This window comes from Aureispira sp. CCB-E (assembly GCF_031326345.1).
Lineage (GTDB): Bacteria > Bacteroidota > Bacteroidia > Chitinophagales > Saprospiraceae > Aureispira.
The window spans coordinates 4,069,956-4,087,039 of sequence record NZ_CP133671.1; the positions used below are offsets into that span (position 1 = coordinate 4,069,956).

16 protein-coding genes are annotated in these 17,084 nt (G+C 35.1%); 14 read left to right on the forward strand and 2 right to left on the reverse strand.

Annotation, left to right across the window (positions count from 1 at the left end; all coding sequences use genetic code 11):
* Nucleotides 1-141: 141 nt before the first annotated feature.
* Both QP953_RS15760 and QP953_RS15765 read left to right on the forward strand, forming a co-directional pair.
* Nucleotides 142-1,104: a toxin-antitoxin system YwqK family antitoxin gene (locus QP953_RS15760; RefSeq protein WP_052593200.1), complete on the forward strand. Its 963-nt coding sequence runs from the start codon at nucleotides 142-144 to the stop codon at nucleotides 1,102-1,104.
* A gap of 132 nt (nucleotides 1,105-1,236) precedes the next feature.
* On the forward strand, nucleotides 1,237-2,379 hold the full coding sequence (locus tag QP953_RS15765; RefSeq protein WP_052593202.1) for a VWA domain-containing protein: 1,143 nt from the start codon (nucleotides 1,237-1,239) through the stop codon (nucleotides 2,377-2,379).
* Nucleotides 2,380-2,426: 47 nt separating this feature from the next.
* Here the strand turns inward: QP953_RS15765 and QP953_RS15770 are convergent, their stop codons facing one another.
* Both QP953_RS15770 and QP953_RS15775 read right to left on the reverse strand, forming a co-directional pair.
* Nucleotides 2,427-3,296, reverse strand: a complete 870-nt coding sequence (locus QP953_RS15770) for a ChaN family lipoprotein (RefSeq protein WP_052593204.1) — start codon at nucleotides 3,294-3,296, stop codon at nucleotides 2,427-2,429.
* Nucleotides 3,293-4,096 carry a hypothetical protein gene (locus QP953_RS15775; protein WP_309551703.1) on the reverse strand — a complete coding sequence of 268 codons (804 nt, stop codon included), beginning with the start codon at nucleotides 4,094-4,096 and terminating at the stop codon, nucleotides 3,293-3,295. Before QP953_RS15775 ends, QP953_RS15770 begins: the two co-directional genes overlap by 4 nt.
* Nucleotides 4,097-4,585: 489 nt before the next feature.
* Here QP953_RS15775 and gyrA point away from each other — a divergent pair, with 489 nt between their 5' ends.
* The 12 genes from gyrA (at nucleotide 4,586) to QP953_RS15835 (ending at nucleotide 17,048) form a co-directional block, all read left to right on the forward strand.
* Entirely contained in the window at nucleotides 4,586-7,198 is a 2,613-nt protein-coding gene (gyrA, locus tag QP953_RS15780; RefSeq protein WP_309551705.1) for a DNA gyrase subunit A, read from the forward strand.
* Between the two features lie 503 nt (nucleotides 7,199-7,701).
* Entirely contained in the window at nucleotides 7,702-9,009 is a 1,308-nt protein-coding gene (locus QP953_RS15785) for a lipopolysaccharide assembly protein LapB (protein WP_052593209.1), read from the forward strand.
* 265 nt (nucleotides 9,010-9,274) lie between these two features.
* Entirely contained in the window at nucleotides 9,275-9,592 is a 318-nt protein-coding gene (locus QP953_RS15790) for a hypothetical protein (protein WP_309551706.1), read from the forward strand.
* 62 nt (nucleotides 9,593-9,654) lie between these two features.
* A complete protein-coding gene (locus QP953_RS15795; protein ID WP_309551708.1) occupies nucleotides 9,655-10,119 on the forward strand; it encodes a hypothetical protein in 465 nt (154 codons plus the stop codon).
* Between the two features lie 9 nt (nucleotides 10,120-10,128).
* Entirely contained in the window at nucleotides 10,129-11,520 is a 1,392-nt protein-coding gene (locus tag QP953_RS15800) for a protein rep (protein WP_309551710.1), read from the forward strand.
* Between the two features lie 74 nt (nucleotides 11,521-11,594).
* Nucleotides 11,595-12,149, forward strand: coding sequence for a hypothetical protein (locus tag QP953_RS15805; RefSeq protein WP_309551712.1), 555 nt, complete (start codon nucleotides 11,595-11,597; stop codon nucleotides 12,147-12,149).
* A 319-nt stretch (nucleotides 12,150-12,468) separates the two neighbouring features.
* The gene (locus tag QP953_RS15810; RefSeq protein WP_309551714.1) at nucleotides 12,469-12,834 is read left to right on the forward strand and encodes a hypothetical protein; all 366 of its coding nucleotides are present in this window, start codon (nucleotides 12,469-12,471) and stop codon (nucleotides 12,832-12,834) included.
* A gap of 67 nt (nucleotides 12,835-12,901) precedes the next feature.
* Nucleotides 12,902-13,435 (forward strand): hypothetical protein, encoded by a 534-nt coding sequence (locus QP953_RS15815; RefSeq protein ID WP_309551716.1) that lies wholly within the window; start codon nucleotides 12,902-12,904, stop codon nucleotides 13,433-13,435.
* Nucleotide 13,436: 1 nt separating this feature from the next.
* On the forward strand, nucleotides 13,437-15,386 hold the full coding sequence (locus QP953_RS15820; RefSeq protein WP_309551718.1) for a transglutaminase-like domain-containing protein: 1,950 nt from the start codon (nucleotides 13,437-13,439) through the stop codon (nucleotides 15,384-15,386).
* A gap of 25 nt (nucleotides 15,387-15,411) precedes the next feature.
* A complete protein-coding gene (locus tag QP953_RS15825; protein ID WP_309551720.1) occupies nucleotides 15,412-15,606 on the forward strand; it encodes a hypothetical protein in 195 nt (64 codons plus the stop codon).
* 62 nt (nucleotides 15,607-15,668) lie between these two features.
* Complete coding sequence (locus tag QP953_RS15830) at nucleotides 15,669-16,214, forward strand: hypothetical protein (RefSeq protein WP_309551722.1); 546 nt, start codon at nucleotides 15,669-15,671, stop codon at nucleotides 16,212-16,214.
* A gap of 66 nt (nucleotides 16,215-16,280) precedes the next feature.
* Complete coding sequence (locus QP953_RS15835; protein WP_309551724.1) at nucleotides 16,281-17,048, forward strand: hypothetical protein; 768 nt, start codon at nucleotides 16,281-16,283, stop codon at nucleotides 17,046-17,048.
* Nucleotides 17,049-17,084: the final 36 nt, after the last annotated feature.

The following is a 17,084-nucleotide window of genomic DNA, read 5'->3' on the forward strand; positions in this document are numbered from 1 at the left end:
GATTTCTAATTGTTTTTTTGATAAAATGATGATAAGGAGTGAAGTAAAAAAAAATCTTATTTCCTTTTCTTCAAAAAAATGTTAAATTTGTTTTACTTTGATAGTCCCAACAAATGATTCAAAAGCAAATTCCCTTATATAATGAAAGTACTTACAACATTTTTTTGCAGTTTATTTTTTTTCCAATTGCTAGCTCAAGATGTAAAAAAAGAACTCTATGACGATGGACGAACTAAGGCAGAAGGAGCATACACTTCGGCAAAGTTTAAAACAGGGGTTTGGAAATATTATTACAAAAACGGCAACCTAGAAGCGGAAGGCAATTATAACGGAAAAGAAGCCGGAAAATCAATTGATGTTATTCGAAAAGGTCGAAATTCGGCTATAGATGACAAATCTTCTGTTCGTAATGGCAAGTGGACCTTTTATTATAGTAATGGAAAGAAAAAGGGCACTGCTTCTTACGAAGATGGTTGCCCCAAAGGATTGTTAGTAAAGTGGTACAAGACAGGAGAAAAAATGGAGGAAGCAGAGTACGTCGATTGCAAACCAATGGGGAATAAAAAAGTTTGGGCAAAAGATGGTTGGTTAAAATATGAGACAATTCATGAGGGAAACGGTCGTTCAATGGAGATTGAATGGTACGAAAGTGGAGAGAAAAAATCTGCAATTCCATATAAAAATGGTCAACAATATGGGCGAGTAAAACGTTGGTATGAAAATGGGCAAAAAGAAGAGGATGTCATGATGAAAAATACCAGAGTGCATGGCTCTTATCGTTCTTGGTACTCCAACGGAAATAAGCAACGAGAATTTTTTTCTATAAATAATGTCATGAGTGGGGAGTATAGAGAATGGGACAAAGAAGGAAAGTTGTTATGGGAAATCATAGAATTGACGGACGAAAAGAAGATTTTAATCAAAAGTTACTGGTCCAATGGTCAACTTAAAATGCAAGGAAAATCAGATATGCCACAATCCTTAAGTATCCACCAATGGTCCCAAACCCGTCAAGGGTATTGGACATACTGGTACAAAGACGGTACTGTTACTAAGTCTGAGAAATACTCTAGTGGTCAATTACTGACGGTAGAAATGCCTTAGAAGGTTGAAAGCAAATATAATTTTGATAAATAAGATGCAAGGAGTGCGATGCGCTCCTTTTTTAGTTTGGAGTTTTATCGCGATGAAAATTGTATCAATAATTACTCATTAGCTTAATTAAGAATATACCTAATGGAAGATGTTCGTTTTAATCGTTCGCAACGCTGGAGGCTAGTGTTGGGCAAAAAAGCAGAGGAGGAAGATCAAATTGCTTTGAGTGCAGAAGGGATGGAAATAGACGCAGCTTTAGATGCGTTGTACGAATCTGGACAAAAAGGCGGTCTAGGAAATTCTGCACCAAAAGTTAATCGTTGGCTGGGGGATATACGAAAATATTTCCCGTCTCAAGTTGTTCAAGTAATGCAAAAAGATGCCCTTGAAAATTTAGGGCTAAAACAAATGTTGCTAGAACCAGAAATGCTAGAAAGTGTTGATGCCGATGTGCATCTAGTAGGGACACTCTTATCTCTGAATAGCGTTATTCCTAGCAAAACTAAAGAAACTGCTCGTTTGGTTGTTCGAAAAGTTGTAGAGGATTTAAAAAAACGCTTAGAATATCCATTATTAGAAGCTATTAAAGGAGCCTTAAACCAAGCCGTTCGTAATAGAAGACCCAAATTTAAAGAAATAAACTGGGGCAAAACCATTCGTGCCAATTTAAAACATTATCAAACAGAATATAAAACTATTATCCCACATCAATTGATTGGTTATGGGAAAAAAGGGCAGGCATTAAAAGAAATTATTTTGTGCATTGATCAAAGTGGTTCTATGGCTAGTTCTGTTGTTTATTCTAGTATTTTTGCTGCTGTTTTGGCTTCTTTGCCAGCTATAAAAACTCATATGGTTGTTTTTGATACTGCTGTAGCTGATTTAACCAAAGATATGGATGATCCTGTAGATTTATTGTTTGGTACGCAACTGGGTGGGGGAACAGATATTCACAAAGCGTTGAATTATGTGGAGACTTTGGTTCGGAATCCAGAAGATACTATTCTAATTTTAATTTCAGATTTGTACGAAGGTGGAAATGAGGAAAAAATGCTCCAACAAGCTAAAAAGATACAAAAAAAAGGCGTGAACTTTATCTCGCTATTGGCTTTGAGTGATGAAGGGGCACCTATCTACGATAAGCAAGTAGCCGCTCGTTATGCCAACTTAAATATTCCTGTTTTTGCTTGTACGCCTGATTTGTTTCCAAGTATGATGGCTGCTGCACTCAAAAAGGAAGACATGTATCTTTGGATGGCAAAAAATGATATTGTAAAACGCTAATAAAATTTGAAGCTCTAGGAATACATCCTAGAGCTTCAAATGATTGCCTAATACGTTTTTGTCATGCGTTCTGGAACTGCTAAAATATAATCGGCTTTGTTGATATGGTCTTGATTTAATTTATCTATTCGTTCTTGCTCTACCGTACTAATAACAACAATTTTTAAATCTGGTTTTAATTGGCGTAAGTACCAGACGATACCTTCTTTGTTATCAGAATGAAAGTTACCATTAAAATGTAAAAACAACTCCCCCTCACTCCAATTGCCATAAATGAAATGCGCCATAGTTGCGTCCTTAATCATCTGCGCTTGTGGGTAATATTTGGGGTTCTCAGTCATTCCATGCATGTTCATTTCTAACATGCTTTTGTAACAAGACAAGTCATAGTCTTCTTTTATGGGTAAGGGAGCAATAAAAACTTTGGAGTATTCAGGCAATTTTTCTAGATGTTCCAAGCCATTTCTGAACACAGCAGATGCATAACGTCTAGGAACGTTTGTAGCAATAAAGCTTAAACTGTTCTCTTTGGCAAAGGAAACGAGCCCCTTGTAATCTGTTTGGTAATTGGACCATAGTCGCGCTTCTTTTTCAAAGCTTTTTTCAGAAATGAAATTTTCTATGTACTCGTTTAGGAGTAGTTGGTTATCTGTTTCAAACATCTCAGCCCCCAAGACAAGGTTTTGAATTTCTTTTGCATATAAATCTCTGGTAACTTCTAATTGTAACCAGTGACAAATAGGATTGTTGTGCAGCTCTCCGAAAAAAACAATATCAGCTTGTTCTAAGTCTTTTATCATTTTAGAATAAGCAACTTCTTTTCCTTTATTATTAAATAGATTGTACGCCTTAGGTTGTGCAAAAGTAGTTGTTGACAAAGCTAAGAGTAAACATAAAATTCGAGTAATTGTGATCATTGATTTTCTTCTAGATTAAATTTGTAATTAAATTCTTCGGGGGCTTCATAAAATTTGTACCGACAACCAATTCCAATATTCAATGTAAAAATGGTAGTTTGGTTTTGGGCAACGGAACTCTTTTGTTCCAAAACAGGTTGCTGCACCATGTTTTGACCGTTTAAGGCAAATCGTTCTTCCAGTAAGTCCCCTTTTCTTAAACCTGCGGCATATAAAATAGCAGCATTAGCAAACATACTAAATTTAGGTGTAAAATGATAACCGACAGAGAAACTCGCTTGCACAGCCCCCACGGGATCTATTCCGTAAGACCAAGTCAATACCTCTAATGTATCTAGTATTATATCTGCACTAGTAATATTTCCTCCAGAATATCCTAGTATCCCTGCACTTGCTCCTATACTATAATAGAGCTTTTTTTTACTGGAAAAATGAATGCCAATCAAGCTGTAAAGAGAATTCCAAGGACTTCCTTCCAACTTGAAAAGAGAAAAATGCAATCGGGATGCTTCAGACTGAAAGCTGTGGTGCATGTACCCGAATGTTAAGCCGATTCTCCATGGAGAAGATGGCATTGGTGTAAAACTACCTAACAATTCTACGTGTCCTCCGATGTCTGCTGCGGAGCGATCATCACTAATATTGGTTAGTAGACGATATTTGCCTAGAGGAATTGATATCCCTCCTCGTACTCGCAGATCAAATTTAGCTTGAAATGTTTTGCCGTTGTCAATTCCATCTAACTGGGCTGTTGCTATTGTAGAATTGAGCGATAGGATAAGTATAATAAGATACATCATAGTGCCAAATTAAGATGAGTAGCCTTGGTAAGGCTTGCCAAAGGGGCTTATAGAAAGATAGGGATTTTTGTTAAATTCTAGGTTCCTTTTTTGTGGTATTAATATTTAATTAAAAATAATATTGCATAGAACGGTCTAGTTTATAAAGTTGCAGGATTCGAATTCTTCTATTTTTGTAAACTCAAGGGAGCTCCTAATTCTTGTTTTTGAGGTGATATATAAATGGTTTAAACGTTTATTTTGCTTCATCTGCGAATTGCTCACTGTTGGGGCTTTTGACGAGCTAAAAAAGCATAAAAATGAAGCGAAAGAACAAGTTTTACATGTTTGTTATTAAAAAATATATAAATAGATGTTTTTCAAGTTTTTAGGTGTTATTTATTTCTTTTTTTTATTAGGAAAATACTACTCGTTTTTGTACCTTTGCAAGGTTGATTTCAATTAGACCCATCGTGAATGGGGTACCAAAAAAAATAAACAAAAAAAAGTATGGATTCAACCCAAAAAATAATACCAATTAATATTGAAGAGGAAATGAAATCCGCATACATTGATTATTCAATGTCGGTGATTGTTTCTAGAGCATTGCCTGATGTTAGAGATGGTTTAAAGCCTGTTCATCGCAGGGTGCTGTATGGAATGTCTCAACTAGGCTTAACCTATTCTAAAGGACATAAAAAATCAGCTCGTATCGTCGGGGAGGTCTTGGGTAAATACCACCCACATGGGGACTCGTCAGTTTATGATACAATGGTAAGAATGGCGCAACCATGGTCTTTGCGTTATCCTTTAGTTAATGGGCAGGGGAACTTTGGTTCTATTGATGGTGATAGCCCTGCTGCTATGCGTTATACGGAAGCAAAACTAGAGCGAATTAGTAATGATTTACTCGCTGACTTAGGTAAAAATACCGTAGATTTTCAAGATAACTTTGATGATACGATCAAGGAGCCTACTGTATTACCAACTAAGATTCCTAACCTATTGGTCAATGGTGCCTCTGGGATTGCCGTGGGGATGGCTACTAATATGTTGCCCCATAATCTGACAGAAGTTGTTAATGGTATCCTTGCTTATGTTGATAATCAAGATATTACTATTGAAGAATTGATTGAACATGTAAAGGGACCTGATTTCCCTACAGGAGGGACAATTTATGGTACTGATGGGGTACATCAAGCCTTGGCAACTGGTCGTGGTCGTGTAGTCGTTCGTGCAAAAACAGAAATAGAGATAACCAAAACTGGAAAGGAACGGATTATTGTTACCGAAATTCCATTTCAAGTTAACAAAGCTAATTTGATCATCAAAATTGCTGAATTGGTCAACTCGAAAAAGATAGAAGGAATTTCTGATCTGAGGGACGAATCGGATCGAAAAGGAATGCGCATCGTTATTGAGCTTAAACGTGATGTTAGTCCAAATGTAGTCTTAAGTAAGTTGTTTAAATATAGTCCTTTGCAAACTTCTTATGGTGTTAATAATATTTGTTTGGTAGATGGTCGCCCAGAATTGCTAAACTTGAAGGACATCATTAGAGAATTTGTCAAGTTTCGCTTAGAAGTAATTCTTAGACGTGCTAAATTTGATAAAGAGAAAGCAGAAAAAAGAGCGCATATTTTACAAGGGCTTTTGGCAGCATTGGATCGTTTAGATGAAATTATTAGCTTGATTCGAGCATCTAAGAATGCAGACGAAGCTAAAGAGGGATTGATGGCTTTCGATTTCACGCCTAAAGGTGATGCTTTGGATAGTTTCTTGGGACAACATCCTTTAAAAGGGAATAAACTCTCGGAAGAACAAGCTAAGGCGATTTTGGATATGCGTTTACAACGTTTAACAGGTCTAGAGAGAGATAAATTGGTTGGTGAATTTGACGAATTAATTGTTCAAATTGCCGACTTAACAGATATTATAGAGAGAGAGCCTCGCCGATATGATATTATCAGAGAAGAACTGACGGAAATCAATGATAAATATGGAGATGCTCGCCGCACGGATATTACTTATGCCGAAGGCGAAATTTCTATAGAGGATATGATCGAGAATGAGCAAGTTGTAGTAACAATTTCTCATTTAGGATATATTAAGCGCACTCCTGTAACTGAATATAGAACTCAAAGCCGAGGTGGAGTTGGCGCTAACGCTGCCAAGACAAGGGATAAAGATTTTATAGAGCATATCTTTGTAACAGATACGCATAATTATTTATTGTTATTTACCTCACAAGGACGATGTCACTGGTTAAGAGTCTTTGAAATTCCTAAAGGGGCAAAAGCATCTAAAGGTAGAGCAATTCAGAATTTGCTTCAGCTGCAGCCAAATGATAAAATTAAGGCGTACATCCCTATCAAAGATTTGAAAGATGAAGAGTTCTTAAAATCTCATAATCTTATCTTTGCAACGAAGAAAGGTATTGTTAAAAAAACGGACGTTACGGCTTATTCTAGACCTAGAACCAATGGTGTAAATGCTTTGACGATCCGTGAAGATGATGAATTGATTGAGGTTAAATTGACTGATGGTACCAATCACATTATTCTAGCAACTCGAGAAGGTAAAGCGATTCGATTCCACGAGCAAGACGTTCGAGAAATGGGGCGTACAGCTACGGGGGTGAAAGGTATTAAATTAGGTACATTCAAGGATAATGTTGTAGTTGGGATGGTTTGCGTAGCTGAAGATGGTGAAAAAACAATCTTGGTAGTTTCTGAGAATGGTATTGGCAAACGTACGGTTTTAGACGAGTATCGCCCACAGACTCGAGGAGGAAAAGGTGTTAAAACAATTAATGTTACTGCTAAAACAGGTAACTTGATTGCCATAAAAGCAACCACCGATAACGACGATATGGTAATTATCAATAAATCAGGAATTACTATTCGCTTGGCTGTGAAGAATGTTCCAACTACTGGTAGAGCAACTCAAGGGGTCAAATTAATTGACTTAAGAAAGGATGCAATCGCTGATGTAGGATTGATTATAGATGGGCAATTGGAGCAAGAAGATGAGGAAAATGAAGAAGGAACAGAGTTAAACGAAAATTCTACAGATGAGAATGCAAGTGACTCTTCAGAAAATGACAACTCGGAAGAAGTTTAATTTTGCAATACCGATGTAAAATAAATTCTATGGGCAGCTTGATTTTTTCAAGCTGCTTTTTATTTTCAATATCTATTATTTGTTGATAGATGACATACGCCAAAGTGCGATTTTACCGCATCTATAGAATTTGATTACTTGTAGGTGAATGCATTTGCGACGGGTCTACTTGGTTTTGTAATTTCACCTAAAAAAGCTTTAATCGCAGTTTTTTACAGTTGTTTTGGTACTCTTCTCTTTTATTTGTTAATGTGGTTTGTGTTTTAAGATAATATTAACAAAATTTAAGTTTATATAATTGATAATTAAACACTTATAGACTACTGTCGGCTTAAACAAGTTAATTTATTTTTTTAGTAAAAGAACAAAATAGGGGGGAAGTGTTAAAAAAAATGAATTGAAAAAAAAAATGGCAAGGTATTTTCCTATTTTTGCATTAGAATATAATGGCAAAAGTAAAAGAGCCATAAAAATTATTTTCTAGATAAAAATAAAATATGATAATGAAGAAATTTTTCTTAGGCTTTCTAGCAATAGCAAGTGCCACAACTATTAATGCTCAGAATCCCAGAACGTCAATGGTAAATGCTTCGATGAGTTTGGAAATGTATGATACAGACCCAACAAAAATAGAGGAGTTGAAAAAGGCGAAAGAAGATATTGATTATGCAGCAGCACACGAAACAACGGCTGGTGATCCTAAAGTGTGGAGATACAGAGGAAAAATCTATAATCGTATTGCTTTTAACGCCAAATTAAAGGCGGACAACAAAAATGCTGGTGTTCTAGCATTAGAATCTTTTTCAAAAGCTTGGGATCTTGAAGCAGAAAAGCTAAAAACTAAAGGTAAAGATATTTCTAAAATTCCTGGAAAATCAGATTTTCAATCAGGTTTTGAAGGGGCGTGCCGTGCTTTGTACAATGGTGGAGCAGATGCTTATAACGCAGAAGATTATCAATTGGCTTACGAATCTTTTACAGGAATTCTAACAATTCGCCCTAAAACTGCTAAGGGATTAGCTAAAAAGCCCGTAAGCTTAGTTACTGCTAGCAAAATTGATATGGAAAAAGAAGCTGCTAGGTTAGGAGGAATGTCTGCTATTCAACTAGGCAAACCTAAAGAAGCAGAATTTTTGTTATTGCCACTTCTTGAAGGTAAAAAAATTGACGAAAAATTAATTCCTACTACTTACAGCATGTTGGCAGGAGCTTGGCAAAAAGCAGGAGATAACAAGAAAGCTAAAGAAGTTTTGTCTAAAGCTAGAAAAGAGTATCCTACCAATCAAAGCTTACTGATTGCTGAAATCAATATCGCTTTGTCTGAAGGAAAACTACAAGAATTGGAAGGGAAGTTGAAGCAAGCAGTTGAAGGTGACAAAGAGAATGTTGAGCTGCATTTCGTGCTTGGGAACGTTTATGATGGCATTTTTAGAGAAAAATTGGAGGCTGGAGACGCTGAAATGGCGAAAGATTTCTTTGACAAAGCTGTCTCTTGGTATAAAAAAGCAGCAGAAATAGACCCTAAGCATTTTAACTCTTCTTATAGCTTAGGAGCACTTCATGTAAATTACTCAAATTCATTCGCAAAAGCAATGAACGAAATTACAAATATGAAGGACCCTAAATTTAAAGAATATCAAGCTCGTTATAATGAGTTGTTGGATTTAGGCTTAGCACATTTGCAAACTGCTGAAGAGATTAACCCCGATGATTTGGGTGTTGCTATAGCTCTGAAGGAAGTTTATAGCCGCAAGGATGATGAAGCTAATTACCTTAAATACAAAGCAAAAGTTGAAAAATTGAAAAAATAAAATTGAAAAGATTTTCAATTTCTGAAAGCAAATTTGGACTCTCCAAGTTTGCTTTTTTTATTGTACTCTTCTCGTCTTGCGGGCAGTCTTTTTATTAGAAAACAAGGAAAAAGGGGATGTTGGGTGCAATAAACGAAACTTCTATTTAACATAATATAAATTATAGGCAAAAAATGGAAACAAGTAAATATCTATATCCTACAACAGTTCTTGACATAAATATAGGAGCAAACGCTTTAGAGTATGTCAAATTAAAACTCGCTCAATGATAGTTAAGTATTACGATTTTTTAGTTGGGGTTCCTGGAGAGAATCCTAAAGAATGGAAACTTCAAAATTTAAAACTTGCAGCTGTAAGCCCTGAAATGGCTGTCTATACAAAGCAATTTTTAAGGATTGGCACAAGTCCTAAACGAAATAGAAAATACCATTTGGGCAAAGATGATGACAACAAATTGAGTCTCGCTTATATGTCTATTAGAAAAATCATTGAATACGATTTGGCAGCGACCAACGGCAATACTAGATACACCTTTAAAAAAGTAAATGAATATCAGATAGATAAAAGCTTGAAAATTATTTAAAAAACAATTAAAAATACATATAAGTAATTGACAATCAATATTAATCACAAAATTTAAAAACGATGGAATACGCTATTTTAAGCCCTGAATTTCAGGCAACACTACCAAAAAAATCAACTGTTGTTGGTGCAAAAGTTTACAATGATGGAGAAGAACAAAAAATAATTATTGCAATCCAAGAAGGCGCAAACAAAGTTGTAAAGATAATTGATACAATAGATGCCGCTTTTGATGCTGCTTTAGAATTGGTATACAAAGGAACTCCTGTTTATAAGAAGATAAGAGCCTTTTTTGATGATATATTTAACCATTTACCGACTTATATTGAAAAAGATGACATTAGGTATCAATTAACTCTTTTTCCCGCCAGAGGTAAAGAGGAAGATATAGCTGCTTATTTAGCTATTTGGTCGAAAGAAGGACGATTTTTAAAAGAGCCTAAAGCTCTATTTATCTCTCCTGCTAGAACGATGTTCAAAGCAAAAGACCAATTACATGAAGTCTTAGAAAGCGAAGGAATTTTATAGGCTTGATGTATGTGTAACAAGAGCCGAAATATCAATAAAAAAGAGGTTGCCACGTCAAGAAATGACGGCGGCAACCTTTCGGCACTTGATAAGTTAGATACATCAGTCCATTTTTCCCCTGACTATTATGGTAGCAAAGCAAATAGAGACGGGTTCTTAAAAGTTAACTACAGAATTAAAAACTTAGATATTGTTTCCGCTCTCAAAACTACTACCCTAGCAAATGATCCTGCAATAGAAAAAGTGTGCAAAGGTTTATCATGTTGTTCCACAATGTCTATTGTAGAAGTCCACAAAGGGAATAATACGGCATCCATACACAAAACATCACACAAATGTAAAAGAAGGCTTTGCGCTATTTGTGCAAGAATTAGGGCTAATAAATATAGAACTCGCTTTATAAATGCCTATCAAGACCCTGAAAACAGACATTTATTCAAAGGGAAGTATTTCTATTTCTTCACACTTTCTCTAAAACACAACACAACAACAGTCAGAACTGGGGTGTATTTGGATGAATTTAAAAAGAACATGAGAAAATTAAGGCGTTCCAAACTATGGGAGTTTTACTTTCCTTATTCTAAAAATGAACCTGAAAGCGGGTACGCTCAAAGTTATGAATTGACCTTAACAGAAAATGGCTACAACATACACAGCCATATATTAATGTGTTGCCCTCCTATGAAAAGGAGTTTTAAGCATATAGAGAAAGATTTTCAAGAAAAATGGCTAGAAATTACAGGAGATTCTAAAGGTTTTAGGATAGATAAACGCAAAATTTCAAAAGAAGATTTAGAAGATGCGATGCACGGGAACGACAATCCCAAGTTTGTAAAAATCATTGCTGAGACTTTTAAATATACTGTTAAGGTTGGAAATCCTAAACGCTTGAAAGATACTGAAAATGCAGAACGTTTGGCAAATTGGATAGTACACACTAAAGGTAAAAATCTAATAACAGCCAACGGCTTTTTTAAGGGAATGCAGCTCTTTGGGCAAAGTTCTAAATACGATAATGAAGCACCTGAAACCGAAGAGAAATATTATGATAAGAACTATAAATACTACTTAGGGAAAACGGCTCACCTAAAGTTTAATTACTCTGTAACGAAGAACTACACCACAAAAGTAAGGCAGCACATTTTGCATTTTGTTGCACTTACGGGCATGAGTTATGATTTTATTGACATAACGGATCATGTCGAAGATTTTGACCGCTTTATGGGAATGACGCTCGAAGACAAGGACTATATATTTTTAGTTGATTTGTTTGTCAATGTTGGTGGCTTTGAGCAACAAAGAGAGTATCACAATAACTCTATAAATGATTGTTCTAAGCAACTTCTTTTGTGGCAAAATCATAGGACAGAAATAGAATCCCCTCCCAATCAATTCAGTTAGACAATTTATTTAAATAAAAATGGATAGCGGAGACGATCCAAGTACTAACCGCTATCCACAAAACAAAATTAAAGATGGAAAATACTAAAAAATTAATGGAATCAATTTCAAAACACGCAAGTATTATTCTTTTGTGCTTTGCTCTCCTCTCCTTCTCAATTTTAATTATCATTAAAGCAGAATATTATTATACAAATTATGCTGTGAGGTTTGATCACAATTTTGCTTGGGTTATTGGTGCATCAATGGCACTTGTTGTTGAAGGAGTAAGATTTGCACTCATGTTGAGTAGCGCAGAAGATATACGAATGGGAAAAAAATGGAGTTTTGTTTTAGGCTTATCTGCTAGTATTGGTTTGCTTGCTTATGAATGGGGTGTTTGCCAAAAAATAGGTGTCTATTGGTCAACAGATGATGCCATTTTTACAAACTCATTTAGGCTTTTAGCTTTGTTAGGAATGGTGCTAGAATTAAGACTTTGTTTGTTGGTTCGTGGAAGCGTTGCGAATGGTGGAAATGATACCACAAAAAACGAAACAATGAAAGAACAAAATCAAGATGAAAACATGGGAAAGCAGAACCGCACCAAGAGCAGCCAAGAAAATGCAAATGGTGCGAAAAGACCATAGAACACAGAAGAAAAAATGCACTTTTTTGTAACCCAAAATGTAGGAATAAATACTTTAGAAAAGGTCAAAAAATGCAACGAATAAGTAATTGATAATAAAATAACTTAACTGGTTTTTGTGTGTCTTAAAAAAATGCACAAAAACCGCTTTTTTGCTTATTACTTATTGATAGTCAAGCTAATAAAATATTAACAAAAACTTGATTGCAACGTTTAAAATGTATTATATTTGAAAACAAACGACCTTTTTATAAGAAAAAAATAAACGTTTTATTTCTTGTAAAAAGCGTTGCATTTTATCAAAAAACAATGAGTGAAATATGTATAATTTAAGCTTGGTTGTACCTGTAAAATTAAGCGACCAATTAGGGCGTTTTGAAGTGAATATTCCTGATGGTAAATATTTAAAATCTGCTTCTATTTCTTTAGTGAAATATGGCAGTTCTAACTGTGATGTTCACCTTCAATGTCAGCTAGGAAATACAACCAAAGAAACGCCTATTATTTCTCTGTGTTATGGCAAAGAACATAGAACCAATCCAGAGGGATACAAAGATAAAATTTCAGGTAAAGTTTTTGCTTTTGGTGCCACGGCTTTAAATGCTTATAAGTTTGGTTTTGCTTGCTTAATCGAGGAAAAAAGCAATAAGACCGAAACAGAAGAAGCAGAAGAAAAAGAGGACTAATTTAGGGGCTTTTTGGGAGTTGGGCTTGGGAGCCTAATTCCCTTTTTACTTTATAAATTCTAAAATTATGTTTAAAAATATATTAGCCTTCTTGGGTGCTGTTGCTGTTTTTAAAGGTTTCGTTTCTGCGGCTGCACAACAATTCATTAATAACATTTCTATCATCCCCCTTAAAATTAAACTGGATTGGTCTAAACTTAATGGAGGAAGCGATAAGTTGGGGGTTGAGTTTCCTGTTTTGTTAACAAACAATAATCCTTTTACTATCTCTATGGATTCTTTAGAAGGAGAAGTTTGGTATGGTCAACGACTTTTAGATGATAAAGGGAATGTAGTTCCTAATTCAGGTTTAAAGCTGTCCAATGTTTTTGTTACTGCAATGCAGGCTATAGATTCAGGGGAAACAGGGCATTTGAAATTTCAATTCGAGGTAGATATAAGTGACACGTTAGAAGATGCTTATTTGTTGGCTACTAATGGTCAAGTTCCTATTACTACAACGCTTTGGATTTATGGCTACTTAAATTTATTTGGAGATAATTTAAGGGGCGGTGTACGCTTTCCAATAGCCCAACCTATTAACATAATAGATTTTTTATAGTATGATTCGTACAGAAATGATTCCAGAGCCTAGTGGAAAAATAATCACATGGTTTTATGGTGATGGTACAACAGAGGATATTATGTATGTGATTGAACAAGTTGACCAAATGGAAATTAGAAAAGGCTTTGAGGAGTTCTCCAAGCAATTTGCTATTTCTTATGAAGGGTTGTATCACTTGTGGGATTTTGTACGCAATAAAATTACTTACAGAGCAGATTCTGAAAACCCTTTTTTGGTTCAAGATGTAAAAGACCCTTATTCCCTTTGGGCATTGGGTGTTGGGGATTGTAAATCCAAAACCATTTTTGTCAATGCCGTTTTGCGTTGTTTGGGAGTACCACACCTTATTCGATACTCTTCTTATGACAATGTAAATTATACTCATGTATATACTGTTGCTTTCCTCAATGGGCGAAAAATAATTATAGATTCTGTTTATGATTATTTCGATAAAGAAGAATATTATAAAAAAGTTAAAGATGTTGATAATATGAATGGAACAACGATTAGAAGTATTCATGGTATTCATAAGAATAGTACTCCTATAGATGCCTGTAAGCGGTTAGAGGAATTAAGGCAAAGAAAGGAATACGTACCTGAGCAAGCCCCCATAGCATTTAATAAACTATCAGAGGGAATTGCAGCGTTAAAGATATTAGAACGCCGTTTTGTTATCCTTAACGCTATGAGCGATGAAAAGGGATTAGTAGAAAAAGGTTTGGGGATGATTCAACAAGCAATTAGCAAAGGAGTTGTGCCAACTGGAACAATAGACAATAGTTTGCAAGGGCTTGCTTTAATGATTAATAAGTTCTTAAATCAAGGCAATGTAAAAGCAATTAATGAGGGTGTTAATGTTCAAAAATTTAGAGTGTCTTACCAAAAGGCAATCAATGAATTAAAAAATGGTGGTATAGGTTCCTTTCCTGAACAAAAATGTATTTGGGATGATTGGAATTATCAATATGATGCCAATTTACCAAATGATTTTGTGGGTAATAACCTAAATACTGCTTTGTCTCCCTTTGTTCCTTCTTCTGGGTCCATTGCAACAATGGATAGTCAAAAATATAGAATGTTTTATTTTTATGGATTAAATTCTATGTTTCGTGCAAAGTTTAGTCAGGTGGCAAACGATATTGAAAGCCTTCATAGAACTTTGATTAATGACGGCTTAATACAAGAAGCTATCCAACATTTAGGGCATTGGGATAATATAAGCTTTCCAAATCAAAGCAGTAAAAACGCTTACTATGATTTTATGAAATTAGAAATGCCTGTTATGTCTAATTATGTAAATTCAATTTTTAGAGCAGATAAGAAAAGTACTTTGAGTGGAGGAACTGTTTCTTCTGCTGTTTTTTATCCTTTTATAGATGATTTGGTAAGTGTTTCAGGAATGACATTAAACGACTTACCTGCAACCGTTTTAACTAAAAAAGTTTTTCAGGATCAGTTCTTGGCTTCTTGTAATTTATTTAGCGGTGTTTCTAGTCAAAATATTAGAATGTTGGCTGAAAATTGTTGCCTTTTCGACAATGGAGAATTACCCAATGTAACAATTAATAAACTCACCAAAATATACAACCCAAGTATACAAGAACCTATAACGGCAACTGTTGCAGCTATCGCTGCCGCAATAGTTGGGATTGTTGCGGCTGTTGGGGCAGCAATGGCTTCTGTCGAAAAAGCAAAAACAGAAAGTTCAAAAATAGATAGTTTCGCAGCTACTACAGCTAATTTTCAAAGTCCGACTAATTCAGTCATGCCTGACAATTTAGATTGGTTACCTCAAGTAAACCCACCTAATCAAAATAACAATAACAGCAACAGTAATAACAATAATAACAATAATACTAATGATAAAGGGGGGTTCCCTGTGTTGCCTGTTGCTGTTGCTGCTGGGGCTGGGCTTTTGTGGGTGAACAGTAAAAAGAAAAAACAATAATTTTTTAATCAAATATTTTTATCCAATGGCTAAACGCAAAACGGGCGACAAGCCCAAACCGCCAAAAGGATGTAAGCTTAATAAGCAACATTCAAGTAAAAAAGCAGCAGAAGCTGAACAAAAAAGATTGCATAATGCAGGGAGAAATTCTCGCATTATAACAAGAAAACCAAAAGGAAAAGTAGTCTATTATACAACCGATTGCGGCAAGAAAAAATAACAAGAACCAATCATTAAAATAGAACTTATTTCTAATTATTAAAATCATAAATTCTTATTTATATGTGTGATTGTGAAACTGAAATTTATGGCATTTATGGGATAGATTCCTATGAAATGGAAGGATTTAAAGCTATAAATTTTGAACAAATTTTAGGTGTTACTACTGGTTATGTTGTAACGTCTGCTGTCGATGCAAAAATAAAAGCTTATGCAGCTAACAAAACGGGCTACATGAAGCATTTGCAAAATACTTATGTTCGTTCAGGGGCGTATGCAGGAGCTGGTTTCCTTGCGAATGCTTTTTTAAAAATGCCTTTTGTAAAAGATATGGGGAAAGGTGCAATAGTGTATGGAGCCAAAGAAGCAATTGCTAAAATGATGCCTGTGCTAGGGATTGGCAATCCTAATAGTACGGTTACTATTGGAAACCCCAACACAACATTAAGAATAGAGCAGCCTGCCAAAACTCCAAGGGATCGCAGCTTACATTTAATGACCAATATGGAAGATCCTAGAATTTCAGATGCTAGACTAACGGGTGTTGTCTTTAAAAATGAAGCGGCTGCTAAAACTGACAATGAAAGCAAAGTATTAATCAATCACTAAGCTTTGACTAAACCCAAAGAATCTAATTTTTTAATCAAAAACTTATTCACTTTTAATTTATAGTTTATGACTGATATTATTAATGTAAATAGCTTTAATGATCGTGCTGACTTGATGCACAAACGATTGATGAATTTTTTGACAAGGTTGCAAAAAGAATACAAAGCTTCAGGGAAAAATGATGTTGATATTTTGTCTTTGCCTGTGGAAATGAAAACTATTAGAAAGTTTAAAAAGATCACTAGTGGCAACCCTTCTTTGTCTTTTGAATTAGGAAACAGAAACCAACAAAACGGAGAAACATTCTTAGATAATTCTGATGCTTTTATGCCTTTTGATGTTGCTTTTGGTTTTGTAAAAGCTAAACCTATTGTTCTAGATGGTGCTGCTAGTCCTATTACTAATAATCAAATTCTTACTTATCCCGACAAGTCTATTTTTATAGATCAAACAGATGCTAATTCTGTAATTGAGTGGCAAGCTCTATTGTCTTACTATTGGGGAACGTGGGAGCTTTCTGTTAACAAAAAGACTATTATTAGCGAGCTGCACGGAGAACGTTTGTTAAAAGTGGCACAGATGCAACAACAGGACGATGCAATTACACCATATTATCAAAACGGTAAATATGCACCTTTGTATAATACTCCTTTGTTAGATGGTAATAAAACCATTACTTGGGATTTTAGACCTGCTGACAATGCCGATACAAATAATGCAGGGGGTGCTGATGGTGAAGAAAATTATGGTGTATTTGATACCGTTGGTTTTGTGGTTAAAGATTTGGCTACTGCTTTGAGTGCCTTAAATACGGCTTTTTACTGGGTAAAGTAGAAAATCGTTAAACGCTGCCTTTTTATTTTAATGCCT

Excerpts from the sequence above, each read along its gene's own strand:
- QP953_RS15760 (WP_052593200.1), top strand. The coding sequence starts at position 142 with ATGAAAGTACTTACAACATTTTTTTGCAGTTTATTTTTTTTCCAATTG.
- QP953_RS15795 (WP_309551708.1), top strand. The coding sequence starts at position 9,655 with ATGGAATACGCTATTTTAAGCCCTGAATTTCAGGCAACACTACCAAAA.
- QP953_RS15810 (WP_309551714.1), top strand. The coding sequence starts at position 12,469 with ATGTATAATTTAAGCTTGGTTGTACCTGTAAAATTAAGCGACCAATTA.
- QP953_RS15820 (WP_309551718.1), top strand. The coding sequence starts at position 13,437 with ATGATTCGTACAGAAATGATTCCAGAGCCTAGTGGAAAAATAATCACA.
- QP953_RS15825 (WP_309551720.1), top strand. The coding sequence starts at position 15,412 with ATGGCTAAACGCAAAACGGGCGACAAGCCCAAACCGCCAAAAGGATGT.
- gyrA (WP_309551705.1), top strand. The coding sequence starts at position 4,586 with ATGGATTCAACCCAAAAAATAATACCAATTAATATTGAAGAGGAAATG.
- QP953_RS15770 (WP_052593204.1), bottom strand. The coding sequence starts at position 3,296 with ATGATCACAATTACTCGAATTTTATGTTTACTCTTAGCTTTGTCAACA.
- QP953_RS15765 (WP_052593202.1), top strand. The coding sequence starts at position 1,237 with ATGGAAGATGTTCGTTTTAATCGTTCGCAACGCTGGAGGCTAGTGTTG.
- QP953_RS15830 (WP_309551722.1), top strand. The coding sequence starts at position 15,669 with ATGTGTGATTGTGAAACTGAAATTTATGGCATTTATGGGATAGATTCC.
- QP953_RS15835 (WP_309551724.1), top strand. The coding sequence starts at position 16,281 with ATGACTGATATTATTAATGTAAATAGCTTTAATGATCGTGCTGACTTG.
- QP953_RS15800 (WP_309551710.1), top strand. The coding sequence starts at position 10,129 with ATGTGTAACAAGAGCCGAAATATCAATAAAAAAGAGGTTGCCACGTCA.
- QP953_RS15805 (WP_309551712.1), top strand. The coding sequence starts at position 11,595 with ATGGAAAATACTAAAAAATTAATGGAATCAATTTCAAAACACGCAAGT.
- QP953_RS15775 (WP_309551703.1), bottom strand. The coding sequence starts at position 4,096 with ATGATGTATCTTATTATACTTATCCTATCGCTCAATTCTACAATAGCA.
- QP953_RS15790 (WP_309551706.1), top strand. The coding sequence starts at position 9,275 with ATGATAGTTAAGTATTACGATTTTTTAGTTGGGGTTCCTGGAGAGAAT.
- QP953_RS15785 (WP_052593209.1), top strand. The coding sequence starts at position 7,702 with ATGAAGAAATTTTTCTTAGGCTTTCTAGCAATAGCAAGTGCCACAACT.
- QP953_RS15815 (WP_309551716.1), top strand. The coding sequence starts at position 12,902 with ATGTTTAAAAATATATTAGCCTTCTTGGGTGCTGTTGCTGTTTTTAAA.